Source organism: Pseudomonas sp. Z1-14, assembly GCF_051132005.1.
GTDB lineage: Bacteria > Pseudomonadota > Gammaproteobacteria > Pseudomonadales > Pseudomonadaceae > Aquipseudomonas.
In genome coordinates this window covers 4,567,334-4,586,719 of record NZ_CP071646.1, presented here as the reverse complement: position 1 = coordinate 4,586,719, position 19,386 = coordinate 4,567,334, and the positions used below count along the sequence as shown (strand labels likewise).

Here is a 19,386-nt window from a genome sequence, read left to right as displayed (position 1 = left end):
AACTTTATATTCGACTTGTAAGCCTGTTTTTTGCATTTTTCACCGCGACCGTCGGTTTGTCTACACTGCAAGAAATCTGCCCACTTGGTCAATTTACTCTTCACAAGCCTTTGTCGAAGCAGGGGCGGACCGGGAGTCGGGCGGAACCATCGTCAGGCGGTGTGGACGAGAAAAATTCATTTTTTATTGTGTACAATTTATGTTTAAACTGTCTTAATTCGAGAATTGCCGCAGCGTTAATGCTTCACAATGGTGCGGCCTGTCTTTCAACTGACTCAGGAGGCGCCGTGCCTGGTCGCCTTGCGGCAAGGCACGCACAATCAATGGGACGTCTGACTACACACGTTTTGGATGCTGCACACGGTTGTCCGGGCAGCTCGATCAGGATCGAGCTGTACCGCGTCGAAGGTTCGCAATTGCAACTGGTCGCCAGCGCATTGACCAACAGCGATGGCCGTTGCGACGCACCGCTTCTGCAAGGGGATGACTACCGCAGCGGGGTCTATCAGATTCAATTCCACGCCGGCGACTACTACCGCGCCCGTGGCGTGCAATTGGCCGAGCCGGCGTTCCTTGATGTGGTGGTGCTGCGCTTCGGTATTTCGCAGGAGCAGGAGCATTACCATGTGCCCCTGCTGATTTCGCCTTACGCCTATTCAACCTATCGAGGCAGCTGAGCCCCCAAGCAGCTGCCTTGCCCTGGAAGCGACTGCGCATAGAGCTTCTTTGGTTTTTAGCCCGCTCACACTGCGGGCTTTTTTTGGCCTTGAAAAAGAGCTTGTCTTCGAGGCCGCCTTCGCGAGCAGGCTCGCTCCCACAAGGTTTCGTGAACACCAGTAATCCAGTGTCGGAGCGAGCCTGCTCGCGAAGCTTTTGCTTTTCAGCGGCTCAACAAAGAAGCCGCCCCCGCCCCACTGAACAACCCCGCACTGACCCGGTTGAACCAGCTCTGGCCCTTGCCGGTACGCAGATACCGGGCAGCGCCGTGGGCACCCAGGCCATAGGCCAGCTTGCACAGCAGGTCAAGCGCGGTCCAGGTGGCGATCATGATCAGCAGTTGCGGCAGGAATGGCTGCTCGGCGCTCAGGAATTGCGGCAGGAACGCCGCGAAGAACAGGATGTCTTTCGGGTTGCTCGCGCCCAGCACGAATGCCCGGCCGAACAGCGCGCGAAACCTTGGAGTGACAGTAGCCTGGGGCACTTCGGCGCCCTGGGATGGCTGGCGCGATTGCTGCCAGCTCTGCCAGGCGAGGTAGAACAGATACAGCGCGCCGACAATTTTCAGGGCGCTGAACAATTGTTCCGAAGCCAGCAACAGCGCCCCGAGCCCCAGCGCTGAGGCGCTCAACAGGCAGATCGAGGCGACCACCCCACCGAGGAACGCCGGATAAGAACGACGCAGACCGTAGTTGAGGCTGTTGCTGATCATCAGCAGCGACAGCGGGCCGGGGATGAGGATCACCACCAAGGCGGCGCCACTGAACAATAACCAGGTTTCCAGATTCATTGCTTTGCTCCTGATGCACAAAAGCCTCACCCGACGGGGTGAGGCGGATACAGAGGGTGCCCGCTTACAAGAAGATGAACTTGGCGATGAAGATCGCGCAGAGCACCCACAGGCTGACGGATATTTCCTTGTGTTTACCGGTGCCGGCCTTGAGTACCACGTAGGTGATGAAACCCAGCGCGATGCCATCGGCGACCGAGAAGGTCAGCGGCATCATGATGGCGGTGACGATGGCTGGAATACTGTCGGTCGCTTCGTCCCACTCGATGTGGGCCATGCCGCCCATCATCAGCATGGCCACATAAATCAAGGCGCCGGCCGTTGCATAGGCAGGAATCATCCCGGCCAGCGGGGCAAAGAACATGGCGGCAATAAATAGCACACCGACCGTCACCGCCGTAAGCCCCGTGCGGCCGCCGGCTGCGACGCCGGCCGCGCTTTCCACGTAGCTGGTCACCGGCGGAACACCGACCATCGCGCCGAATACGCTGGAGGCGCTGTCGGCCTTGAGGGCCTTGGACAGGTTTTCGATCTTGCCGTCGGGCTTTACCAGGCCGGCGCGCTGGGCGACGCCCATCAAGGTGCCGGCGGTGTCGAACATATGCACGAACAGGAAGGCCAGCACCACACTGATCATGCTGACGTTGAACACGCCGGCGACGTCCATCGCCATCCAGGTCGGAGCCAGGCTCGGCGGCGTCGACATCACGCCGTTGTATTGCACCAGTCCCAGGCCCCAACCGGCCAGGGTCACGGCAATGATGCTGATCAGGATCGCGCCGAACACACGGTGATAGCTCAGCACGGCGATCATCAGGAAACACACGGCGGCCAGCAGCGGTCCTGGCTCATGCAAGGAACCCAGCTTGATCAGCGTCGCCGGGCTGTCGACGATGATTCCGGCGGTCTTCAGGCCGATCAGCCCAAGGAACAATCCGACCCCCGCACCCATGGCGTAGCGCAGGCTCACCGGAATGCTGTTGAGCAACCACTCACGCACCCGCGACAGGGTCAGGAACATGAACAACACCCCGGAAACGAACACCGCGCCCAGCGCGGTTTCCCAGTTGTAGCCCATGGTCCCGACGACCGTGTAGGTAAAAAAAGCGTTCAGGCCCATGCCCGGCGCCAGGCCTACCGGCCAATTGGCATACAGGCCCATCAACAGGCAACCCAGGGCGGCGGCAATGCACGTAGCGACGAACGCAGCGCCGTGATCAATGCCCGCGTCGGCCATGATGTTGGGGTTGACGAAGATGATGTAGGCCATGGTGATGAAGGTCGTCAGGCCGGCGATCAGCTCGGTCTTCACCGTGGTGCCATGCAAGCTGAGTTTGAAGATTCGCTCCAGCCAGCCACTGCGTAGTGGCGGCGAAAGGTCCAGGGTCTGGGCTTCTGGTTTGCGGCTTTCCACAGCGAGTACTCCTCAAGAGTCTTATTGTTATTTCAGCACCGCGTGCTCCCTGAGGAGGGCTGCGAGGCATTGAGGCGGTAAGGCTGGCGAAGTAGTTGACCTTTTGGTCAGGAACTCGCACGAAGCGAATTATGCTTTTGTATACAAATAAAGCAAATAATGTTTTCTGTTTTGTTGACGAAATATCTGTACATAGGGATATATCGTTCTTGAAGACGCCTTCGCGAGCAGGCTCGCTCCCACATGGGGAGCCTTGTCGAACACAAATGCCGTGTTCAACGAGATCACTGTGGGAGCGAGCCTGCTCGCGAAGGGGTCGCATGGCTAAACGAGTTCCCTAGTCAGTGGATTTCCCCAACCCCAGATTCACCGCCAGCCACCCATCCACCGCCGCTTCACCCGCCTCGGCAAACACCCGTTCAAGCAATTTCACCTGCTCGCGCCGTAACGCCTGTTCAAAGCGCGCGCCCTCGGCGGTCAGTTCCAGCAGCCGCTTGCGCTTGTCGGCCTCGGAAGCAACGCTGTTCACCAAATGCATTTCCATCAATTGCCGCAGCGGCATATTCAATGCCTGTTTGCTCACGCCAAGCAGCGCCAGCAGCTCCTTCACACTCAATGATGGATAACGGGCGATGAAAAAAACGATGCGCTGATGGACGCGGCTCAAGCCCCGGCGCTCAAGCATTTCATCGGCTTTGGCGGTGAACGCCTGGTAACCGAAGAAGAACGCTTCCATGGCCATTTGTTGGGAGGTCGGATTTTTAAGGTCAAGCATATTGACGTTTCCAGAGGCGGCGGGGTAATTTCGGTCAAACAGTTTGACTCATTTTTCCAACGCCTCGCTACAGGTGACCCCATGGCTTTTTCCGAACGTGTCTCGCGCCTCAAAAGTTCTTTGATCCGGGAAATTCTCGCCGCGGCGCAGCGCCCGGAAGTGATGTCGTTTGCCGGCGGCCTGCCGGCCGAAGCCATGCTGCCGAAGGTGCAGTGGGAGGACATGCCGCTGTCCATGGGCCAATACGGCATGAGCGAAGGTGAGCCGGCCTTGCGTGAAGCGCTGGCAGCGCAGGCGCGATCGTTGGGCCTGGCTTGTGAGGCCGGTCAGGTATTGGTCGTGAGCGGTTCCCAGCAAACCCTCGATCTGGCGGCAAAACTGCACATTGACGTCGGCACCGAGATCCTGCTCGAAGCGCCGACCTACCTGGCGGCTTTACAGATTTTCCAGTTGTTCGGCGCCAATTGCATCACCGTGCCCCTTGAAGCGGATGGCCCGGACCTTGAGCAATTGCGGGCCCGGCTGCAGCAGCATCGACCGGCGTTCATCTACCTGATCCCAACGTTCCAGAACCCTTCGGCGGTACGCTACAGCGAGGCCAAGCGCGATGCGGTCGCGGCACTGCTGGACGAGTTCGGCGTGACGCTGGTGGAGGACGAGCCCTATCGCGAACTGACCTTCGATGGCGGCAGCGCCACGCCAATTGCCAGCCGTTTGAAAAAGGCCAGCTGGATCTACACCGGCACGGTGTCGAAGACGCTGCTACCTGGGCTGCGGGTGGGGTATCTGATTGCCAGCCCGGACCTGTTCCCGCATCTGCTACGGCTCAAGCAGTCAGCGGACCTGCACACCAATCGCATCGGCCAGTGGCAGGCGTTGCAATGGATCGGCACCGAGCAGTACCGCAGCCATTTGAGTGAATTGAGGGATTTCTACCGGGATCGCCGCGACAGGTTCCAGGCCGCGCTGCAAAAGCATTTCGCCGACATCGCTGACTGGAACGTGCCCCAGGGCGGGCTGTTTTTCTGGCTGACCCTCAAACAACCGCTGGATACCCGGACCTTGCTTGCCGCAGCCCTGGCGGAGGACGTGGCGTTCATGCCGGGAGAGCCGTTTTTTCCCGAGCCGGACAAGCATCCCGGGCACTTGCGGTTGAATTTCAGCCATATCGATCCGGCGCGGCTGGATGAAGGGCTCAGGCGACTGGCGGGGGTGGTGCGGGGGGCTTTGGCTGCCGAGGCGGCTTGAGGCTTGGGTTGGATCGACCGGCCTCTTCGCAAGCAGGCTCGCTCCCACATGGATCTCTGGGTGATTGCAAACTTGTAATCAACACCGGCCTCCTGTGGGAGCGAGCCTGCTCGCGAAAGGGCCATCAACCCCAGCACAAACCCTCAGACCGCCGAAAACCGCTTGTCCAGATAATCAATAATCACCTTGGACTCATACATCCAAATGGTCTCGCCATTCTCTTCAATGCGCAGGCAAGGCACCTTGATCCGGCCGCCCTGTTCGAGCAGCGTCTGGCGATCCTGCTCGTTGTTTTTCGCATCGCGCAGCGCCACGGGCACGTTGAGGCGGTGCAGGGCGCGGCGGGTCTTCACGCAGAACGGGCAGGCATGGAACTGATAAAGCGTCAGGCTGCGGGCCGCCTGGTCGACTTGCGCCTGGGCCTCGGCCGAGCGCTTTTTCTTGCCGGGGCGAGTGATGAAATCGATGAAGATGATGAGCTGGCCCAGACCAACTCGAAGCGCTTTGACGATCACGGTGCAAGCCTCGAAGCAGGGAAGAAGAGGGCGCGCAGCTTACCTGATTTTTGCCAGGCGAAAAAAAACCGGCGATCAATGCCGGTTTTCTTGATGCATCGCGTTACTTGATCAGGCTGAGGAATTCCATGCGAGTCGCCGCGTTTTCACGGAACTCACCGAGCATCACCGACGTGATCATCGAAGAATTCTGTTTTTCCACACCGCGCATCATCATGCACATGTGCTTGGCTTCGATCACCACTGCCACGCCCATGGCCCCCGTCACCTGCTGGACCGCATCGGCGATCTGGCGGCTGAGGTTTTCCTGGATCTGCAGGCGACGCGCATACATATCGACGATACGCGCGACTTTCGACAGGCCCAGCACCTTGCCACTCGGGATGTAGGCCACATGGGCCTTGCCGATGAAAGGCAACAGGTGGTGCTCGCACAGCGAGTACAACTCGATGTCCTTGACCAGCACCATTTCGCTGTTGTCGGAGCTGAACAAGGCACCGTTGGTGACTTCTTCCAGGGTCTGTTCATAACCGCGGCAAAGGTACTGCATGGCCTTGGCAGCGCGCTTGGGCGTGTCGAGCAGGCCCTCGCGGGAAACGTCCTCGCCGAGTTGCCCGAGGATCGCGGTGTAATTCTGTTCCAGAGACATGAAACTACCTGTGGGATTTTACGCAAAGGGCAAGGGTACGGTGGCGGACACGGCGCTGCAAGCTCGGCAATCGAGGGTTACTCGTCGCGACCTTCCATCATGGTGCGCTTGAGCATCACGTAGACCGCCCCGGCGCCGCCGTGCCTGGCCTGGCAGGAGGTGAAGCCGAGCACTTGCGGGTGCTGGCGCAGCCAGGTGTTGACGTGGCTCTTGATCATCGGTCGCTTGCCGTCCAGCCGCACCGCCTTGCCGTGGGTGACGCGCACGCAGCGGATTTCGAATCGGGTGGCTTCGGCGAGGAAGGCCCAGAGGGTTTCCCGGGCCTTTTCGACAGTCATGCCGTGCAGGTCGAGGCTGCCTTCGAAGGGGATCTGACCGACCTTCAGCTTGCGCATCTGGCTTTCCTGGACCCCGTCGCGCGCCCACATCAACTCGTCTTCAGGACCGACGTCGATGACGAACTGATCGGACAAGCCATCCACGGTTGTTGCATCGGTGCGCACGGTGGCGGCCTGGCGCAACTTGGCGATCTGCGCGCGATCGGCCTTTGGCTTGCCGGTTTCGGCGCGATCGTGTTTGATCGGTTTTACGCCCTGGATCGCACTTTTGAACAGGGAAAAGTCGTCGTCTTGCATGTCAGCCTCCGCGAAGGCCGGCCAGTTTACCCAACTCCGCTGGGATAGGGCGCGACAAAACGTCGGATGGCGGATCAGTCGTGTTTTTTCATCAGATGGGGAGCCATGGCCAGCTCCAGGGATTGGCGGGCGCGACGGCGGCAACGGCGCCAGAGCCAGATGCCCAACAGCAGAACCAACAGACCGATTGCCAGGATGATCGCCGAGCCGAACGGGGTGGCGTTCAACTCGCCCAGCGCGGGCGGACGGCCGAGCAGGCTGGCGGCGCCGGCCATCGCCAGCAGCACACCGAGCGTTGCCAGCAGCGCCGCGATCCCCGCGCCGATACGAAATCGCCAGTTGCTCGGGCCCTTGGGCCGCAAGCGACGTGCGTCAAAACCATCGGATAACTTCATTCCGACCTTCCTCAATGGGTATCGGCCCTTCGACCGGAAGATGTTCGGGTTGTTCCTGAAGCCGGGACAATTGCAGCAAATGAGACGTTTTTGCGGATGAGCGGCGCAACCAGCCGCTCATCAGCGCTGTCAGATGAAGTCGCGGGTCATGGCCAGGGTGGCGAAGTTGTCCGCCATGATCGCCATTTCAGTCTGGTGGACGTGTTCGGCGCTCAGCACGCCGCCCTTGTGCGGCAGATCACGGGTGGCGCAGGCATCTTCGACCAGGGTGCAGCGGAAACCCAGATTCTTCGCGGCGCGCACGGTGGTGCTGACGCTGGAATGGCTCATGAAACCGCAGACGATCAGGTCCAGTGGGCCGAAATCTTCCAGGCGCTTCTTCAGTTCGGTGCCGTGGAAAGCGCTCGGCAAGAGTTTTTCGATAATGGTTTCGTCGTCCCGCGGCTCAAGGCCTGGAATGAATTCCCCCCGTTCGCCCTGTGGATCGAACAGCCCGCCGTGGGTACCGAGGTGGCGTACATGCACGATCGGCCGGCCGGCGGTGCGGGCTGCGCCGAGCAGTTGCTTGATGTTCGCGACCGCCGCATCCATGCCGCTGAGGGCCAGGGGGCCGGCGAGATACTCTTTCTGGGCATCGATGATGATCAGCGTCGCTTGACTCAGGTTGGCCGCTGCATAACCGCGGCCGCTGAGTTGAAACATCGTTTTTGGAACGGACATTCTGGGGCTCCTTCGAGTGGGGCTTTTGCGACATTCTCCTCCGGCTGAGCGGTTCTGTGAATCGCTTCCATCGCAAGGGCCGTCGTTGCTGGCCTACAGCCTTGTCAAGATCGCCATCTAATTCAACGTGCGGTGCAAAAAATGGAAAGATCCTACGGCTGGATCGGAGTTTTTCGTTTCTCGCAGGGGGTGTTTGGGGGAGGGCGGGTTTGGCTGGTAGACTCGCCCGTCGATTTTCCTGGAGTTTGCCGCTGTGATCACTTCCCGCCTTCGTACCCTGCGCGACCATATTCGTTGGGCCGTCAGCCGTTTCCATGGCGAGGATCTGTTCTTTGGCCATGGCACCGACAATGCCTGGGATGAGGCTCGCCAACTGGTGTTGGGCGCGCTGCATTTGCCTTGGGAAATTGCCGACAGCTATCTAGATTGCCGTCTCGAAGACGAAGAACTGGTGCATGTACAGCGCCTGCTGCGCCGACGTATTGCCGAGCGCATTCCGACTGCCTACCTGCTCGGTGAAGCGTGGTTCTGCGGAATGTCTTTCATCGTCGACGAACGCGTGCTCATCCCGCGTTCGCCCATCGGCGAGCTGATTGAAAAACGCTTCGAACCCTGGCTGGGCCAGGAGCCTGCGCGGATCCTAGACCTGTGCACCGGTTCCGGCTGCATCGGGATCGCCTGTGCCTATGAATTCCCGGAGGCCGAAGTGGTGCTGGCCGACCTGTCGTTCGAAGCGCTGGAGGTGGCCAATCAGAATATCGAGCGCCATGGCGTCGATGAGCGGGTGTTCACAGTCCAGGGCGATGGTTTCGATGGCTTGCCGGGGCAACGTTTCGACCTGATCGTGTCGAACCCGCCTTACGTCGACGCGGAGGATTTCGCCGACATGCCCCAGGAATACCAGCACGAACCTGAGTTGGGCCTGGCCTGTGGCGATGACGGCTTGAACCTGGTTCGCCGGATGCTGGCCGAGGCGGCCGACCATCTGACCGAGAAGGGCCTTTTGATTGTCGAAGTGGGCAACAGCCAGGTGCATGTCGAGGCACTGTACCCGGAAGTCGACTTCGCCTGGCTGGACTTCGAACGCGGCGGGCATGGCGTGTTCATGCTCAGCGCCGGACAGTGCCGTGAGCACCAGGCGTTGTTTGCCTCAAGGGTTTGACGCTGGGCTGCCTTTGTGGCGAGGGAGCTTGCTCCCGCTGGGCTGCGCAGCAGCCCCCGCTTCAAAGGTTTGAGATAGGAGTCGCCAGGTTTACGACTGCTGCGCAGCCGAGCGGGAGCAAGCTCCCTCGCCACGGTCGCCGCAGTCCCTGTGGGCGCGAGCTTGGATTCAATGCCGCGTCGCAATCCAGATCAGCAATCCCGCCTGGAACATCGCAAACGCCACCAGGCAAGTGATGGTAAAGCGCAAGCCGGTGTCTTCGCGCTTGAACTTGTTGACCTTCTCTTCCTGCTTCTTGAGTTTGACTTCCTGCTCCGCCAGGTTCTGCTCGGCTTGTTGCAGCATCTGCGCGGCTTCGAGAATCTCGACGAACTGCAGCTTCTCGGTGTTCCAGTCGCCCACCAGGTCGCCAACCTGGGCGGCCTTGACGCTGCCCTTGAGATGCTGGGCGTCGGCGTAGACCACCTCGAAGCCGTGGGCCTTGAGGAAGTGATCGCGGCGCAGGCGCGTGTCTTCGTTCAGCGCGTCCTTGTTGTTCAGGTCGCTGCCGTCCACCCGATAGCTCGACCAGCGCTTCTTCGCCCAGGTGATGCCCTGAGCGGCGAGAAAGCGTCCGAGCCCACGATTCAAAGGCTCGACTTGCAAGTTGTCAGGGGAGAAAGACAGACGTTTCTCGACGTGGTCGGCCCAGACGTCCAGATGGTTCTGTTCCTTGCGCACCCGTTGGCCCGGCAACTTGATGCTCATGCGCAGCAAACTGCGCTCCTTGCTGTGACGCTCGGCGTAGCTGAACTCGACAAAGCGCAAGGGCCGCACACCGGTGGCGCGATCGGTCTTGAGCGGGGCCAGCCGGAGCATTTTATGCTGCTCGGCCTGCACATCCGCCCAAGGCTGCTCCACCGCAGGCGCGGCGGCTGGTTCGGCGACGGTGTCGGGAGAAGTTTGAGTCTCAGTCATAACGGCAAAATCCTGTCCAGGCCGGCTTGTCGACAGCCATTGCGCTGCCCGACGTCGGTTTATCGGCCGTTTTCGCCAGGACTGGAGGGCAATTGGCCGGTATGGCGATCAAGTCCGCTCAACGGGAACCGATCGAGCCGATAAAGCGCAGGATCTGCACACCCAGTTCAGCCGCCAGGGGCAGATTGGGGTCTTTATAGGACGCCAGTTGCCGCTTCACGTCGTTGGGCACAATGCGCATCACATGGTTCATGCCCTCGATCAGGGCCAATTGTGCGTCAGGCTTGGCGGCTTTCAGCTGCCTGGCATCCTCGACGCTGACCTGGATGTCATGGCTGCCCTGGATGATCAGCGCCGGCATCTTCAATGCCGCGAAGGCTTGGGCCGGGTCCTGGCGGAACAACGAGATCAGGTAAGGCTGCACACTGGGACGGAAAATCACCTGCAACTGCGCAGGAACGTCTGCGTCGGGGCGCCCGGCCTTGAGGCTGTCGAGTAACTCGTTGCTGCGCAACATCAGCGCCGGTGGCAAGCGGCTGCTCAGTTGTTGCCGTAGCACCTGGTCGATCGGCCGTGCACTGCCGGACACCGAAATCACTGCCGCAGCGTTGGCCTGGGGCGCGGCGAGGCTGGCGATCAGCGCGCCTTCGCTGTGGCCCAGCAGGATCAACGGGCCCAGTCGCGGATCGGCGGCGAGCTTGTGGCTCCAGGCCACGGCATCGGCGACGTAGGCCTCGACGCTGAGGTTGCGCTCGTCTGGTGTGGCGGCAAGGCTGGCGGCCACGCCGCGCTTGTCGTAGCGGACGCTGGCGATGTGGTGCCTGGCGAGTACCCAGGCCAGGCGCTTGAGGCTGTCGTTGCGCCCGCCCTCGGGGTTGTTTCCGTCACGATCCGTAGGACCTGACCCGGAAATGATCAGGACAACGGGCACCGGTGTGTCGGACTTGGGCAACAGCAGCGAGCCGAAAAGTTCACCGTTGCCGGTGTCGAGGCTGATGGGACGTTGCAGGACGGTGGCCTGGGCCTGGCCGCAAACCAGGCCAGTCAAGAGGGCGAGACTCAAGGCAAACAGTTTTAACATCATGACGCCATTAGTTGCGAAGGTGCCGGTTGGACTGGCGCGCACCGATAAGGTTCGAGGATGAACTACTCGGGGAGCCTGCGTATACTGGCGCCCATCTCGATTTTTCAGCGATTCCACGGAGCACCCTGCATGTCCGGCAATACCTACGGCAAGCTGTTCACCGTCACCACCGCGGGCGAAAGCCATGGCCCGGCGTTGGTCGCCATTGTCGATGGCTGCCCGCCGGGCCTGGAGATTTCCCTGGAGGACCTGCAGCGTGACCTTGATCGCCGCAAGCCCGGCACCAGCCGCCACACCACCCAGCGCCAGGAAGCCGATGAAGTCGAAATCCTCTCTGGAGTGTTCGAAGGTCGCACCACCGGTTGCGCCATCGGCCTGCTGATTCGCAACACCGACCAGAAGTCCAAGGACTACTCGGCCATCAAGGACCTGTTCCGCCCGGCCCACGCCGACTACACCTACCATCACAAATACGGCGAGCGCGACTACCGTGGCGGCGGTCGCAGTTCGGCCCGGGAAACCGCCATGCGCGTAGCGGCCGGGGCAATCGCCAAGAAGTACCTGGCCAGCCAGGGCATCGTCATCCGTGGCTACATGAGCCAGCTGGGCCCGATCGAAATCCCGTTCAAGACCTGGGATTCGGTGGAGCAGAACGCCTTTTTCAGCCCCGACCCGGACAAAGTCCCCGAGCTTGAAGCCTACATGGACCAGTTGCGTCGGGACCAGGATTCGGTCGGCGCGAAAATCACCGTGGTCGCCGAAGGCGTGATGCCTGGCCTGGGCGAGCCGATCTTCGACCGTCTCGACGCCGAACTGGCGCACGCGCTGATGAGCATCAACGCAGTCAAGGGCGTGGAGATCGGCGCCGGTTTCGCCTGTGTCGCCCAGCGTGGCACCGAACACCGCGACGAGTTGACTCCCGAGGGATTTCTGAGCAACAACGCCGGCGGCATCCTTGGCGGCATCTCTTCGGGCCAGCCGATTGTTGCCCACCTGGCGTTGAAGCCGACGTCCAGCATCACCACGCCGGGACGCTCGATCGACATCCACGGCAACCCGGTGGATGTCATCACCAAGGGCCGCCACGACCCTTGCGTGGGCATTCGCGCAACGCCGATTGCCGAGGCGATGATGGCGATCGTGCTGATGGACCACCTGTTGCGTCATCGCGGACAGAACGCCGACGTTCGGGTCGGCACGCCGGTGTTGGGTCAGCTTTGATGGCTGGCCTGCCGACCGCCGTGGCCTGACCACCATGGCGGCAGTGCCGTACTGGCGGCTTTCCAGCTTCTATCTGTTTTACTTTGCGTTGCTCGGTTCGACCGCGCCGTTCCTGGCGCTGTATTTCGATCACCTCGGGTTCAACGCCGCGCGCATCGGCGAGCTGGTGGCGATTCCCATGCTGATGCGTTGCGTCGCGCCGAACCTCTGGGGCTGGCTGGGTGACTACACCGGCCGGCGCCTGGCAATCGTGCGGTTTGGCGCGATCTGTACGCTGCTCAGTTTCTCACTGATCTTCATCGACAGAAGCTACGCCTGGCTGGCGATGGTCATGGCGCTGCATGCGTTCTTCTGGCACGCGGTGCTGCCGCAATTCGAAGTCATCACCCTGGCCCACTTGAGCGGGCAGGCTGCGCGCTACAGCCAGATCCGCCTGTGGGGCTCCATCGGCTTCATCATCACCGTGGTCGCGCTCGGTCGGTTGTTCGAATGGTTGAGCCTGGACATCTATCCCGTGGCGCTGGCGTTGATCATGGGTGGCATCGTGCTCAGCAGTTTCTGGGTGCCCAACGCCCAGCCCGTTCAGGGGGCGCGGGTGGCCGGGGACGGTTTCCTGCGGCAGTTGCGCAATCCGGGCGTGCTGGCGTTTTATGCCTGCGTCGGCCTGATGCAACTGAGCCATGGGCCGTATTACACCTTCCTGACGTTGCACCTGGAACGCCTGGGCTACAGCCGCGGATTGATCGGCATGCTCTGGGCCGTCGGCGTGGTTGCGGAAGTGCTGGTTTTCCTGCTGATGAGCCGGATCCTGGCGCGGTTTTCCGTGCGCCGGGTGTTGATGGCCAGTTTCCTGCTGGCGGCGCTGCGCTGGTTGCTACTGGGGTCGTTGGCGGAGTTTCTCTGGGTGCTGTTGCTTGCCCAGGTCCTGCACGCAGCGACCTTTGGCAGCTTTCACGCCGCTGCCATCCATTTCGTGCAACGTAGCTTCGGTTCACGCCAGCAAGGTCAGGGGCAGGCGCTGTACGCCGCGCTGGCCGGCACCGGCGGGGCGTTGGGCGCGTTGTATTCCGGCTACAGCTGGAATGCCCTGGGCGCCGGTTGGACTTTCAACATCGCCAGTCTCGCAGCCTTCGCTGCAGCCGTTATCATTGCCACACGCATGCAAGAGGACAGGCCATGAGCCTTACCCGTGAACAACTCACCCGGGAAATCATCGACGCCGGGCGTTTTCTGTATGGTCGCGGCTGGTCCCCGGCCACCAGCAGCAATTATTCGACCCGGTTGTCTTCCGACCAGGCCCTGCTTACCGTTTCCGGCAAACACAAGGGGCAACTGGGCGCCGACGATGTGCTCGCCACCGACCTGGACGGCAACAGCCTGGAGCCGGGCAAGAAACCGTCTGCGGAAACCCTGTTGCACACGCAACTGTATCGCTGGCGGCCGCAGATCGGCGCGGTGCTGCACACCCATTCGGTGAATGCCACGGTGCTCTCGCGCTTGACCGGCGCAGACTTCATCGACTTCGAGGACTACGAGCTGCAAAAGGCCTTCAGCGGAGTCACGACCCATGAGTCCCAGGTTCGCGTGCCGATTTTCGACAACGACCAGGACATCGCGCGCCTCGCCGCCAAGGTTCAGCCCTGGCTCGACGCGCACCCCGATTGCGTCGGTTATCTGATCCGTGGGCACGGCCTGTACACCTGGGGGCCGGGCATGAACGATGCGCTGCGGCAAATCGAGGCGTTCGAGTTCCTGTTCGAATGCGAGCTCAAGACTCGCACACTCCTGAACCGTTAAATTGCTGGAGCCATGACCATGAGCAGCCTGTCCGTCTATCACGTTTCAAGTCCCGAGATTCCGAACAAGGTCCTGACCCATTTAGAAGACATCGCCGCGACCCTCGCCGAAAAAGGCGTGCGCTTCGATCGTTGGGAGGCTGCGACCAAGATCCAGCCCGGCGCCAGCCAGGAGGAAGTGATTGGCGCCTACCGGAGCCAGATCGACAAGCTCATGACCGAGCGCGGCTATGTCACGGTGGATGTCATCAGCCTCAACAGCGACCACCCGCAAAAAGCCGAACTGCGCGCCAAGTTTCTGGATGAACACCGTCACGGCGAGGACGAAGTCCGCTTTTTTGTCGCCGGTCGTGGCTTGTTTACCTTGCACATCGACGACTACGTCTATGCGGTACTGTGCGAAAAGAACGATCTGATCTCGGTGCCCGCCGGTACGCCGCATTGGTTCGACATGGGCGAACACCCACATTTCGTCGCCATTCGGCTGTTCAATAACCCGGAAGGCTGGGTCGCCAAGTTCACCGGTGATGAAATCGCCAGCCGTTTCCCGCTCCTGGAGGACTGAGCCCGTGACGATCAAGGCCATCCTCACCGACATTGAAGGCACTACCAGCGCCGTCAGTTTTGTATTCGACGTGCTGTTTCCCTATGCCGCCCGACACCTGCCGGATTTTGTCCGGCACAACGCCGGGCGTGCCGACGTCGCGGAGCAACTGGACGCCGTGCGCCGCGACAGTGCCGAGCCGGACGCAGACGTCGAACGGGTCATCGCGATCCTGCTGGGCTGGATTGCCGAGGACCGCAAGGCCACGCCTCTCAAGGCGCTGCAGGGTATGGTCTGGGAGCAGGGATACACGGCCGGCCAGTTGAAAGGGCACGTTTATCCGGACGCGGCGCAGGCGCTCGAAGCCTGGTATCAGCAAGGTTACCGGTTGTTTGTCTATTCCTCGGGGTCGATCCAGGCACAGAAGCTGATTTTTGGCTGTTCAGAGGCTGGCGACCTGTCGCCGTTGTTCAGCGGTTATTTCGACACCACGTCGGGAGCCAAGCGGGACGCGCAGTCGTATCGGCGAATCAGCGAGGCGATGGGGATCGCGCCGCAGGAAATCCTGTTTCTGTCGGATATCGTCGAGGAACTGGACGCGGCCAGGAATGCCGGAATGGCAACCTGTGGATTGGCGCGCGAGGGCGGTGATCTGGCCGGCCACACGGCCGTTGAAAGCTTTGCGCAGATCGAACCTTCGCGCTTCTGAACGCCTTCTCGCTGCTGAAAAAATCAGGCCATGGAACCGCTGGGTTCCATGGCCTGTCTTTGTTCAGAGCTTGAAGCTGTTGGCTGTCAGGCGCTGTGATAGGTCGGCAGCGCGAAACGGTGCTGGCTCTGCAGCATCGCGACCGGTGGCAGTTCGCTGGCCTGTTCAGCCAGATCGCGGCGAATGGCACTGATCGCCCAGGAGAGTTGATCCCCGGCATGCAACTGAGCGTAGGAAATCGTACGCTTGAACAGTTTGCCATCGCTGTTGCGCAAGGTCAGCAGAATGCCGCCGTCCGGGCGAGGCTGCGTGGTGACTTCGTAGTTGGAAAACAGCGATGCAAACTTCTCTTGAATCATGTTCATAGTTGACTGCTCCATGGTATGGCAAACCGTGGAGGGGTAGTTGCAGTGTCTATGCCAGCATTGGAATTATAAAAAATACGTTTAAAAACAATAAGTTAATCTGTTCAGGATTTTTTGCATTCGTGCATCTTGCATGAACGGCCTTCGTGCATCCTGCATTTTGCGGGGGTGCTCGATTATTTTTGGAACCAAACCGCATCCTGGCGCTCCCGCTTCGCCTGTTCCCCGCAGCGGATACAAAACATTGCAAAAACCGCATGTACAGCACCGGAATCGCTGGCGTAATTTCCCTCCAGATTCGCCCAACCCATAACAAGAACCGCGGCCCACAAGGTCGAACGGGGAAGGATCGTCCATGAGTCGTACACCCAGCGACGCTATTACCTGGGGCATGATGCTGCGCAAGCTGCCCGTCATCGCCAAAGTTGTTCCGCGAATCATCAAAGGCCTGAAACTCGCCAACGTCCAGGACCCCACCCAGCCTTGCGGCCTTGGCTGGTGTTTCGAACAGGCCACGCAACGCAATCCCCACGGCCCGGCGCTGCTCTGCGGCGACACGGTGCTGTCTTATGCACAGGTCAACGAACAGGCCAATCGCATTGCCCATTACTTGCTGGCGCAAGGTCTTGGCAAGGGCGACTGCGTGGCGATTGTTCTGGAAAACCGCCCGCAGCTGCTGATTACGGTGTTGGCGGTGGCGAAGGTCGGGGCGGTGAGCGCGATGATCAACACATCGCAAACCGGAGATGCCCTGGTACACAGCCTGGCGCTGGTCGCGCCGGTGGCGGTGGTGGTCGGGGATGAACGGGTCGCCGTCTTCAACGACGTGCGCGGCCGAACGGCGCTGGCGGATGCGCGGACCTGGTGGGTTGCCGACCAGGACAGTGGCGCGGTTCCGTGCGGATTCGTCGACCTGATGGTCGGCAGCGAGGATTACCCAGGCGATAACCCGCTTGGCAGACAGGTGTTTTTCAACGATCCCTGTTTTTATCTCTACACCTCGGGCACCACCGGGTTACCCAAGGCCGGCGTATTCCGCCATGGACGCTGGATGCGCACCTCCACCAGTTTTGGCCTGATCGCCCTGGACATGCAGCCCGATGACGTCGTTTATTGCACGCTGCCGCTGTATCACGCCACCGGCCTGTGTGTGTGCTGGGGCGCGGCAGTTTGCGGTGCCTCGGGGTTCGCCATCCGCCGCAAGTTCAGCGCCAGCCAATTCTGGAGCGACGTGCGTCGCTATCGGGCGACCACGTTGGGTTATGTCGGCGAACTGTGTCGCTACCTGATCGAGCAGCCCGCCAGCGCCGATGACCGGCGGCATGAGGTCCGGAAGATGATCGGCAACGGCTTGCGCCCGGGCGCCTGGCTGGCCTTCAAGACCCGCTTCGGGATTGGCCATATCTGTGAATTGTATGCGGCCAGCGACGGCAATATCGGCTTCACCAACATCCTGAATTTCGATAACACGGTCGGGTTTTCCCTGATGGGTTGGGAACTGGTGCAGTACGACCATGACAGCGGCGCGCCGTTGCGCAACCTGCAAGGGCGCATGCAGAAAGTCCCCAAGGGCGAGCCGGGCCTGCTGCTGGCGCGCATCGACGACAAGGCGCCGCTGGATGGCTACACCGATCCGGCCAAGACCGAAAAAACCGTCTGCCGAGACGTCTTCGTCCCAGGCGATCGTTATTTCAACACCGGCGACCTGCTGCGCAATATCGGCTTCGGCCACGGGCAGTTCGTTGATCGCCTCGGCGACACCTATCGCTGGAAAGGCGAAAACGTCTCCACCACCGAAGTCGAAAACGTGCTCCTGCAACATCCACAGATCGCCGAGGCGGTGGCCTACGGCGTGGAGATCACCGGCACCAACGGCCGCGCCGGGATGGCCGCGATCACCCCGGCCGAGTCCCTGGCGACGCTGGATTTCAACGAGCTGCTGCAATTTCTGCAAGGCAAGCTGCCGGCCTACGCGGTGCCGCTGTTCCTGCGGATCAAGGTGAAGATGGAAACGACCGGCACGTTCAAGTATCAGAAAACCCGCCTCAAGGCCGAAGCCTTTGACCCCTGCCTCACGGGCGAGGAACCGATCTACGCCTGGCTCCCCGACACTTCGACCTACGTGCGGGTGGACCAGCAACTGGCGACGCTGATCCAGGGTGGGCAGTACCGCTATTGATTGTGGCTATGGCTCTTGCAGAGAAAAAAGGGATGACAGGCTTTGAGTCCCTCGGGAAACTAGCGGCTTTGCAAAAGCCAGAGGAAGTTGTCCATGTCCGATACAAGCCGCCAGATGACCCCGGAAGAAGCTGCGGAGTTTGCCGAGCAGGTATTCAACGTCGCTCGTCAGGGCGATGCCGCGATGATGGCCGCGCTGTTGAGCAAGGGCCTGCCGCCGAACCTGCGCAATCACAAGGGCGACACCTTGCTGATGCTGGCCGCGTACCACGGGCACGTGGAGACGGTAAAAGTGCTGCTGGAGAATAAGGCCGATCCGGAAATCCGCAACGACAACGGCCAGAGCCCGATTGCCGGTGCGGCGTTCAAGGGCGATCTGGCGGTGGTTTCGGCCCTCGTCGATGGCGGCGCGCAAGTCGAAGGCTCCTCGTTCGATGGCCGCACGGCGCTGATGATGGCGGCGATGTTCAACCGAGTGGAAATAGTCGATTACCTGATCAGCAAAGGCGCCGACCCGAAGGCCAAGGATGCCAACGGCGTCTCGGCGCTGGACGCGGCCAGGACCATGGGCGCGGTGGACACCACGGCGCAGCTGGAAAAGTTGTTGGGCTGAAGCCTGGCTCCCTGGCCACAGGGTTCCTGACTTGACCTGGGGTGATGCGCTATCCTGCGCGCCTGAAAATTCAGCCACAGGATCCGCCCCATGAAAGCCGCACTCGTCGAACTCATCAGCAAAATCAGCTCCGGCTGCCTGGGCGAGGCGGACATCGAGAAAATCGCCGACGAAGCGGCCCAGGCCTACGCCGACCCGGTGACGTTCCTGGCGGCGAACCCGGACATCAATTATGACGACAGCTTCCCGATCCCGCTGGGGGAGTGGGTGGTGGTAGGCAGTCTGCCGGACACCGTGCTGTTCCAGGCCGACTCCTACGTCGACCTGTTCGAGCAGATCGTCGCCTCGTTCGGCCCTGGCGTCGCGTTCAACCTCAAGCCCAAGCAACTGGCGAAGACCGAGGCGCTGACTGCGCTCAATCGTATCCAGATCCAGATGAGCAGCCTGAACAAGGAGAGCGGCGGCTACGTGCTGATGAACTTCAGCCAGTTGCTCGACGATGAATTGCAGATGGTGCTGGTGTACGGCAACGACGTGCCGCGTGTGCTGGAACTGTGTGGCGAAGTCGGCATCGCCGCGGCCCCCGCCCTGGAAGCGCTCAGGATCGCGGTTCACGTCTGAAACAATAAACGGAACCCTTGCCCGGACCCCGCTATCCTAAGTGTGCATACCACCATTCGGGAGCGACACCATGGGTTCCACTTTCAACGGCCTGATTGGCCTGATCATCCTGGCGCTCGATATCTGGGCGATCATCAATGTGCTCAAGAGTGGCGCGGGCACCGGGGCGAAAGTCCTGTGGGTGCTGCTGATTCTCCTGCTGCCGGTGTTGGGCCTGATCATCTGGGCGATTGCCGGGCCGCGGGGCAACGTGCGGGTCTGACCGCTCCATGAAAAAA

Annotated in this window: 23 protein-coding genes; 12 read left to right on the top strand and 11 right to left on the bottom strand. The window is 61.0% G+C overall.

Annotation, left to right across the window (positions count from 1 at the left end; translation table 11 throughout):
• Positions 1 to 323 precede the first annotated feature (323 nt).
• A complete protein-coding gene (gene uraH / locus J3P89_RS21115) occupies positions 324 to 677 on the top strand; it encodes a hydroxyisourate hydrolase (protein WP_434569440.1) in 354 nt (117 codons plus the stop codon).
• A 203-nt stretch (positions 678 to 880) separates the two neighbouring features.
• On the opposite strand, the gene J3P89_RS21110 is transcribed toward uraH, so the two are convergent.
• The 3 genes from J3P89_RS21110 to J3P89_RS21100 form a co-directional block, all read right to left on the bottom strand.
• The gene (locus J3P89_RS21110) at positions 881 to 1,507 is read right to left on the bottom strand and encodes a LysE family translocator (protein ID WP_434695550.1); all 627 of its coding nucleotides are present in this window, start codon (positions 1,505 to 1,507) and stop codon (positions 881 to 883) included.
• A 64-nt stretch (positions 1,508 to 1,571) separates the two neighbouring features.
• On the bottom strand, positions 1,572 to 2,921 hold the full coding sequence (locus tag J3P89_RS21105) for an NCS2 family permease (protein ID WP_305496146.1): 1,350 nt from the start codon (positions 2,919 to 2,921) through the stop codon (positions 1,572 to 1,574).
• 337 nt (positions 2,922 to 3,258) lie between these two features.
• Positions 3,259 to 3,696: a MarR family winged helix-turn-helix transcriptional regulator gene (locus J3P89_RS21100; protein WP_434695549.1), complete on the bottom strand. Its 438-nt coding sequence runs from the start codon at positions 3,694 to 3,696 to the stop codon at positions 3,259 to 3,261.
• An 81-nt stretch (positions 3,697 to 3,777) separates the two neighbouring features.
• Between J3P89_RS21100 and J3P89_RS21095 the strand changes: the two genes are divergently transcribed.
• Entirely contained in the window at positions 3,778 to 4,944 is a 1,167-nt protein-coding gene (locus tag J3P89_RS21095; RefSeq protein WP_434569437.1) for a PLP-dependent aminotransferase family protein, read from the top strand.
• Positions 4,945 to 5,087: 143 nt separating this feature from the next.
• Here J3P89_RS21095 and J3P89_RS21090 read toward each other — a convergent pair whose 3' ends face one another.
• The 5 genes from J3P89_RS21090 to J3P89_RS21070 all read right to left on the bottom strand — a co-directional run bounded on the left by J3P89_RS21090 (position 5,088) and on the right by J3P89_RS21070 (position 7,858).
• Positions 5,088 to 5,459 carry a glutaredoxin family protein gene (locus J3P89_RS21090; RefSeq protein WP_434695548.1) on the bottom strand — a complete coding sequence of 124 codons (372 nt, stop codon included), beginning with the start codon at positions 5,457 to 5,459 and terminating at the stop codon, positions 5,088 to 5,090.
• A 103-nt stretch (positions 5,460 to 5,562) separates the two neighbouring features.
• On the bottom strand, positions 5,563 to 6,108 hold the full coding sequence (gene folE / locus J3P89_RS21085; RefSeq protein WP_305496142.1) for a GTP cyclohydrolase I FolE: 546 nt from the start codon (positions 6,106 to 6,108) through the stop codon (positions 5,563 to 5,565).
• A gap of 77 nt (positions 6,109 to 6,185) precedes the next feature.
• On the bottom strand, positions 6,186 to 6,743 hold the full coding sequence (locus J3P89_RS21080; protein WP_434603147.1) for a Smr/MutS family protein: 558 nt from the start codon (positions 6,741 to 6,743) through the stop codon (positions 6,186 to 6,188).
• Positions 6,744 to 6,817: 74 nt separating this feature from the next.
• A complete protein-coding gene (locus J3P89_RS21075) occupies positions 6,818 to 7,138 on the bottom strand; it encodes a hypothetical protein (protein ID WP_434653294.1) in 321 nt (106 codons plus the stop codon).
• Positions 7,139 to 7,267: 129 nt separating this feature from the next.
• On the bottom strand, positions 7,268 to 7,858 hold the full coding sequence (locus J3P89_RS21070) for a cysteine hydrolase family protein (protein ID WP_434625321.1): 591 nt from the start codon (positions 7,856 to 7,858) through the stop codon (positions 7,268 to 7,270).
• A 253-nt stretch (positions 7,859 to 8,111) separates the two neighbouring features.
• On the opposite strand from J3P89_RS21070, the gene prmB reads away from it, so the two are divergent.
• A complete protein-coding gene (prmB, locus tag J3P89_RS21065) occupies positions 8,112 to 9,020 on the top strand; it encodes a 50S ribosomal protein L3 N(5)-glutamine methyltransferase (RefSeq protein ID WP_434653292.1) in 909 nt (302 codons plus the stop codon).
• Between the two features lie 168 nt (positions 9,021 to 9,188).
• Here prmB and J3P89_RS21060 read toward each other — a convergent pair whose 3' ends face one another.
• Entirely contained in the window at positions 9,189 to 9,977 is a 789-nt protein-coding gene (locus J3P89_RS21060) for a hypothetical protein (protein ID WP_434569433.1), read from the bottom strand.
• Between the two features lie 118 nt (positions 9,978 to 10,095).
• Positions 10,096 to 11,061, bottom strand: a complete 966-nt coding sequence (locus tag J3P89_RS21055; RefSeq protein WP_434695547.1) for an alpha/beta hydrolase — start codon at positions 11,059 to 11,061, stop codon at positions 10,096 to 10,098.
• A gap of 129 nt (positions 11,062 to 11,190) precedes the next feature.
• On the opposite strand from J3P89_RS21055, the gene aroC reads away from it, so the two are divergent.
• From aroC to mtnC, 5 genes are read left to right on the top strand one after another with little or no spacing between them, the layout of a single operon-like run.
• Positions 11,191 to 12,282 carry a chorismate synthase gene (gene aroC, locus J3P89_RS21050; protein WP_434625315.1) on the top strand — a complete coding sequence of 364 codons (1,092 nt, stop codon included), beginning with the start codon at positions 11,191 to 11,193 and terminating at the stop codon, positions 12,280 to 12,282.
• A 34-nt stretch (positions 12,283 to 12,316) separates the two neighbouring features.
• Entirely contained in the window at positions 12,317 to 13,462 is a 1,146-nt protein-coding gene (locus J3P89_RS21045) for an MFS transporter (RefSeq protein WP_434695546.1), read from the top strand.
• Complete coding sequence (locus J3P89_RS21040; protein WP_434695545.1) at positions 13,459 to 14,079, top strand: methylthioribulose 1-phosphate dehydratase; 621 nt, start codon at positions 13,459 to 13,461, stop codon at positions 14,077 to 14,079. The genes J3P89_RS21045 and J3P89_RS21040 overlap by 4 nt, the downstream gene beginning before the upstream one ends.
• An 18-nt stretch (positions 14,080 to 14,097) precedes the next feature.
• On the top strand, positions 14,098 to 14,643 hold the full coding sequence (locus J3P89_RS21035; RefSeq protein ID WP_434695544.1) for a 1,2-dihydroxy-3-keto-5-methylthiopentene dioxygenase: 546 nt from the start codon (positions 14,098 to 14,100) through the stop codon (positions 14,641 to 14,643).
• A 4-nt stretch (positions 14,644 to 14,647) separates the two neighbouring features.
• A complete protein-coding gene (gene mtnC / locus J3P89_RS21030; RefSeq protein WP_434695543.1) occupies positions 14,648 to 15,331 on the top strand; it encodes an acireductone synthase in 684 nt (227 codons plus the stop codon).
• A gap of 86 nt (positions 15,332 to 15,417) precedes the next feature.
• Here the strand turns inward: mtnC and J3P89_RS21025 are convergent, their stop codons facing one another.
• On the bottom strand, positions 15,418 to 15,696 hold the full coding sequence (locus J3P89_RS21025; RefSeq protein WP_186637286.1) for a DUF3509 domain-containing protein: 279 nt from the start codon (positions 15,694 to 15,696) through the stop codon (positions 15,418 to 15,420).
• Between the two features lie 355 nt (positions 15,697 to 16,051).
• On the opposite strand from J3P89_RS21025, the gene J3P89_RS21020 reads away from it, so the two are divergent.
• From J3P89_RS21020 to J3P89_RS21005, 4 genes are all read left to right on the top strand, one after another.
• On the top strand, positions 16,052 to 17,875 hold the full coding sequence (locus J3P89_RS21020; RefSeq protein ID WP_434695542.1) for a long-chain-acyl-CoA synthetase: 1,824 nt from the start codon (positions 16,052 to 16,054) through the stop codon (positions 17,873 to 17,875).
• A gap of 93 nt (positions 17,876 to 17,968) precedes the next feature.
• Positions 17,969 to 18,487, top strand: coding sequence for an ankyrin repeat domain-containing protein (locus J3P89_RS21015; RefSeq protein WP_305496129.1), 519 nt, complete (start codon positions 17,969 to 17,971; stop codon positions 18,485 to 18,487).
• 90 nt (positions 18,488 to 18,577) lie between these two features.
• Complete coding sequence (locus J3P89_RS21010; protein WP_434695541.1) at positions 18,578 to 19,108, top strand: hypothetical protein; 531 nt, start codon at positions 18,578 to 18,580, stop codon at positions 19,106 to 19,108.
• Between the two features lie 70 nt (positions 19,109 to 19,178).
• Entirely contained in the window at positions 19,179 to 19,370 is a 192-nt protein-coding gene (locus J3P89_RS21005; RefSeq protein WP_053149901.1) for a PLDc N-terminal domain-containing protein, read from the top strand.
• The last annotated feature ends 16 nt before the right edge of the window (positions 19,371 to 19,386 follow it).

Excerpts from the sequence above, each read along its gene's own strand:
- J3P89_RS21035 (WP_434695544.1), top strand. The coding sequence starts at position 14,098 with ATGAGCAGCCTGTCCGTCTATCACGTTTCAAGTCCCGAGATTCCGAAC.
- J3P89_RS21100 (WP_434695549.1), bottom strand. The coding sequence starts at position 3,696 with ATGCTTGACCTTAAAAATCCGACCTCCCAACAAATGGCCATGGAAGCG.
- J3P89_RS21075 (WP_434653294.1), bottom strand. The coding sequence starts at position 7,138 with ATGAAGTTATCCGATGGTTTTGACGCACGTCGCTTGCGGCCCAAGGGC.
- J3P89_RS21040 (WP_434695545.1), top strand. The coding sequence starts at position 13,459 with ATGAGCCTTACCCGTGAACAACTCACCCGGGAAATCATCGACGCCGGG.
- J3P89_RS21070 (WP_434625321.1), bottom strand. The coding sequence starts at position 7,858 with ATGTCCGTTCCAAAAACGATGTTTCAACTCAGCGGCCGCGGTTATGCA.
- aroC (WP_434625315.1), top strand. The coding sequence starts at position 11,191 with ATGTCCGGCAATACCTACGGCAAGCTGTTCACCGTCACCACCGCGGGC.
- J3P89_RS21020 (WP_434695542.1), top strand. The coding sequence starts at position 16,052 with ATGAGTCGTACACCCAGCGACGCTATTACCTGGGGCATGATGCTGCGC.
- folE (WP_305496142.1), bottom strand. The coding sequence starts at position 6,108 with ATGTCTCTGGAACAGAATTACACCGCGATCCTCGGGCAACTCGGCGAG.
- uraH (WP_434569440.1), top strand. The coding sequence starts at position 324 with ATGGGACGTCTGACTACACACGTTTTGGATGCTGCACACGGTTGTCCG.
- J3P89_RS21095 (WP_434569437.1), top strand. The coding sequence starts at position 3,778 with ATGGCTTTTTCCGAACGTGTCTCGCGCCTCAAAAGTTCTTTGATCCGG.
- J3P89_RS21045 (WP_434695546.1), top strand. The coding sequence starts at position 12,317 with ATGGCGGCAGTGCCGTACTGGCGGCTTTCCAGCTTCTATCTGTTTTAC.
- J3P89_RS21060 (WP_434569433.1), bottom strand. The coding sequence starts at position 9,977 with ATGACTGAGACTCAAACTTCTCCCGACACCGTCGCCGAACCAGCCGCC.
- J3P89_RS21015 (WP_305496129.1), top strand. The coding sequence starts at position 17,969 with ATGTCCGATACAAGCCGCCAGATGACCCCGGAAGAAGCTGCGGAGTTT.
- J3P89_RS21080 (WP_434603147.1), bottom strand. The coding sequence starts at position 6,743 with ATGCAAGACGACGACTTTTCCCTGTTCAAAAGTGCGATCCAGGGCGTA.
- J3P89_RS21025 (WP_186637286.1), bottom strand. The coding sequence starts at position 15,696 with ATGAACATGATTCAAGAGAAGTTTGCATCGCTGTTTTCCAACTACGAA.
- J3P89_RS21005 (WP_053149901.1), top strand. The coding sequence starts at position 19,179 with ATGGGTTCCACTTTCAACGGCCTGATTGGCCTGATCATCCTGGCGCTC.
- J3P89_RS21055 (WP_434695547.1), bottom strand. The coding sequence starts at position 11,061 with ATGATGTTAAAACTGTTTGCCTTGAGTCTCGCCCTCTTGACTGGCCTG.
- J3P89_RS21010 (WP_434695541.1), top strand. The coding sequence starts at position 18,578 with ATGAAAGCCGCACTCGTCGAACTCATCAGCAAAATCAGCTCCGGCTGC.
- J3P89_RS21110 (WP_434695550.1), bottom strand. The coding sequence starts at position 1,507 with ATGAATCTGGAAACCTGGTTATTGTTCAGTGGCGCCGCCTTGGTGGTG.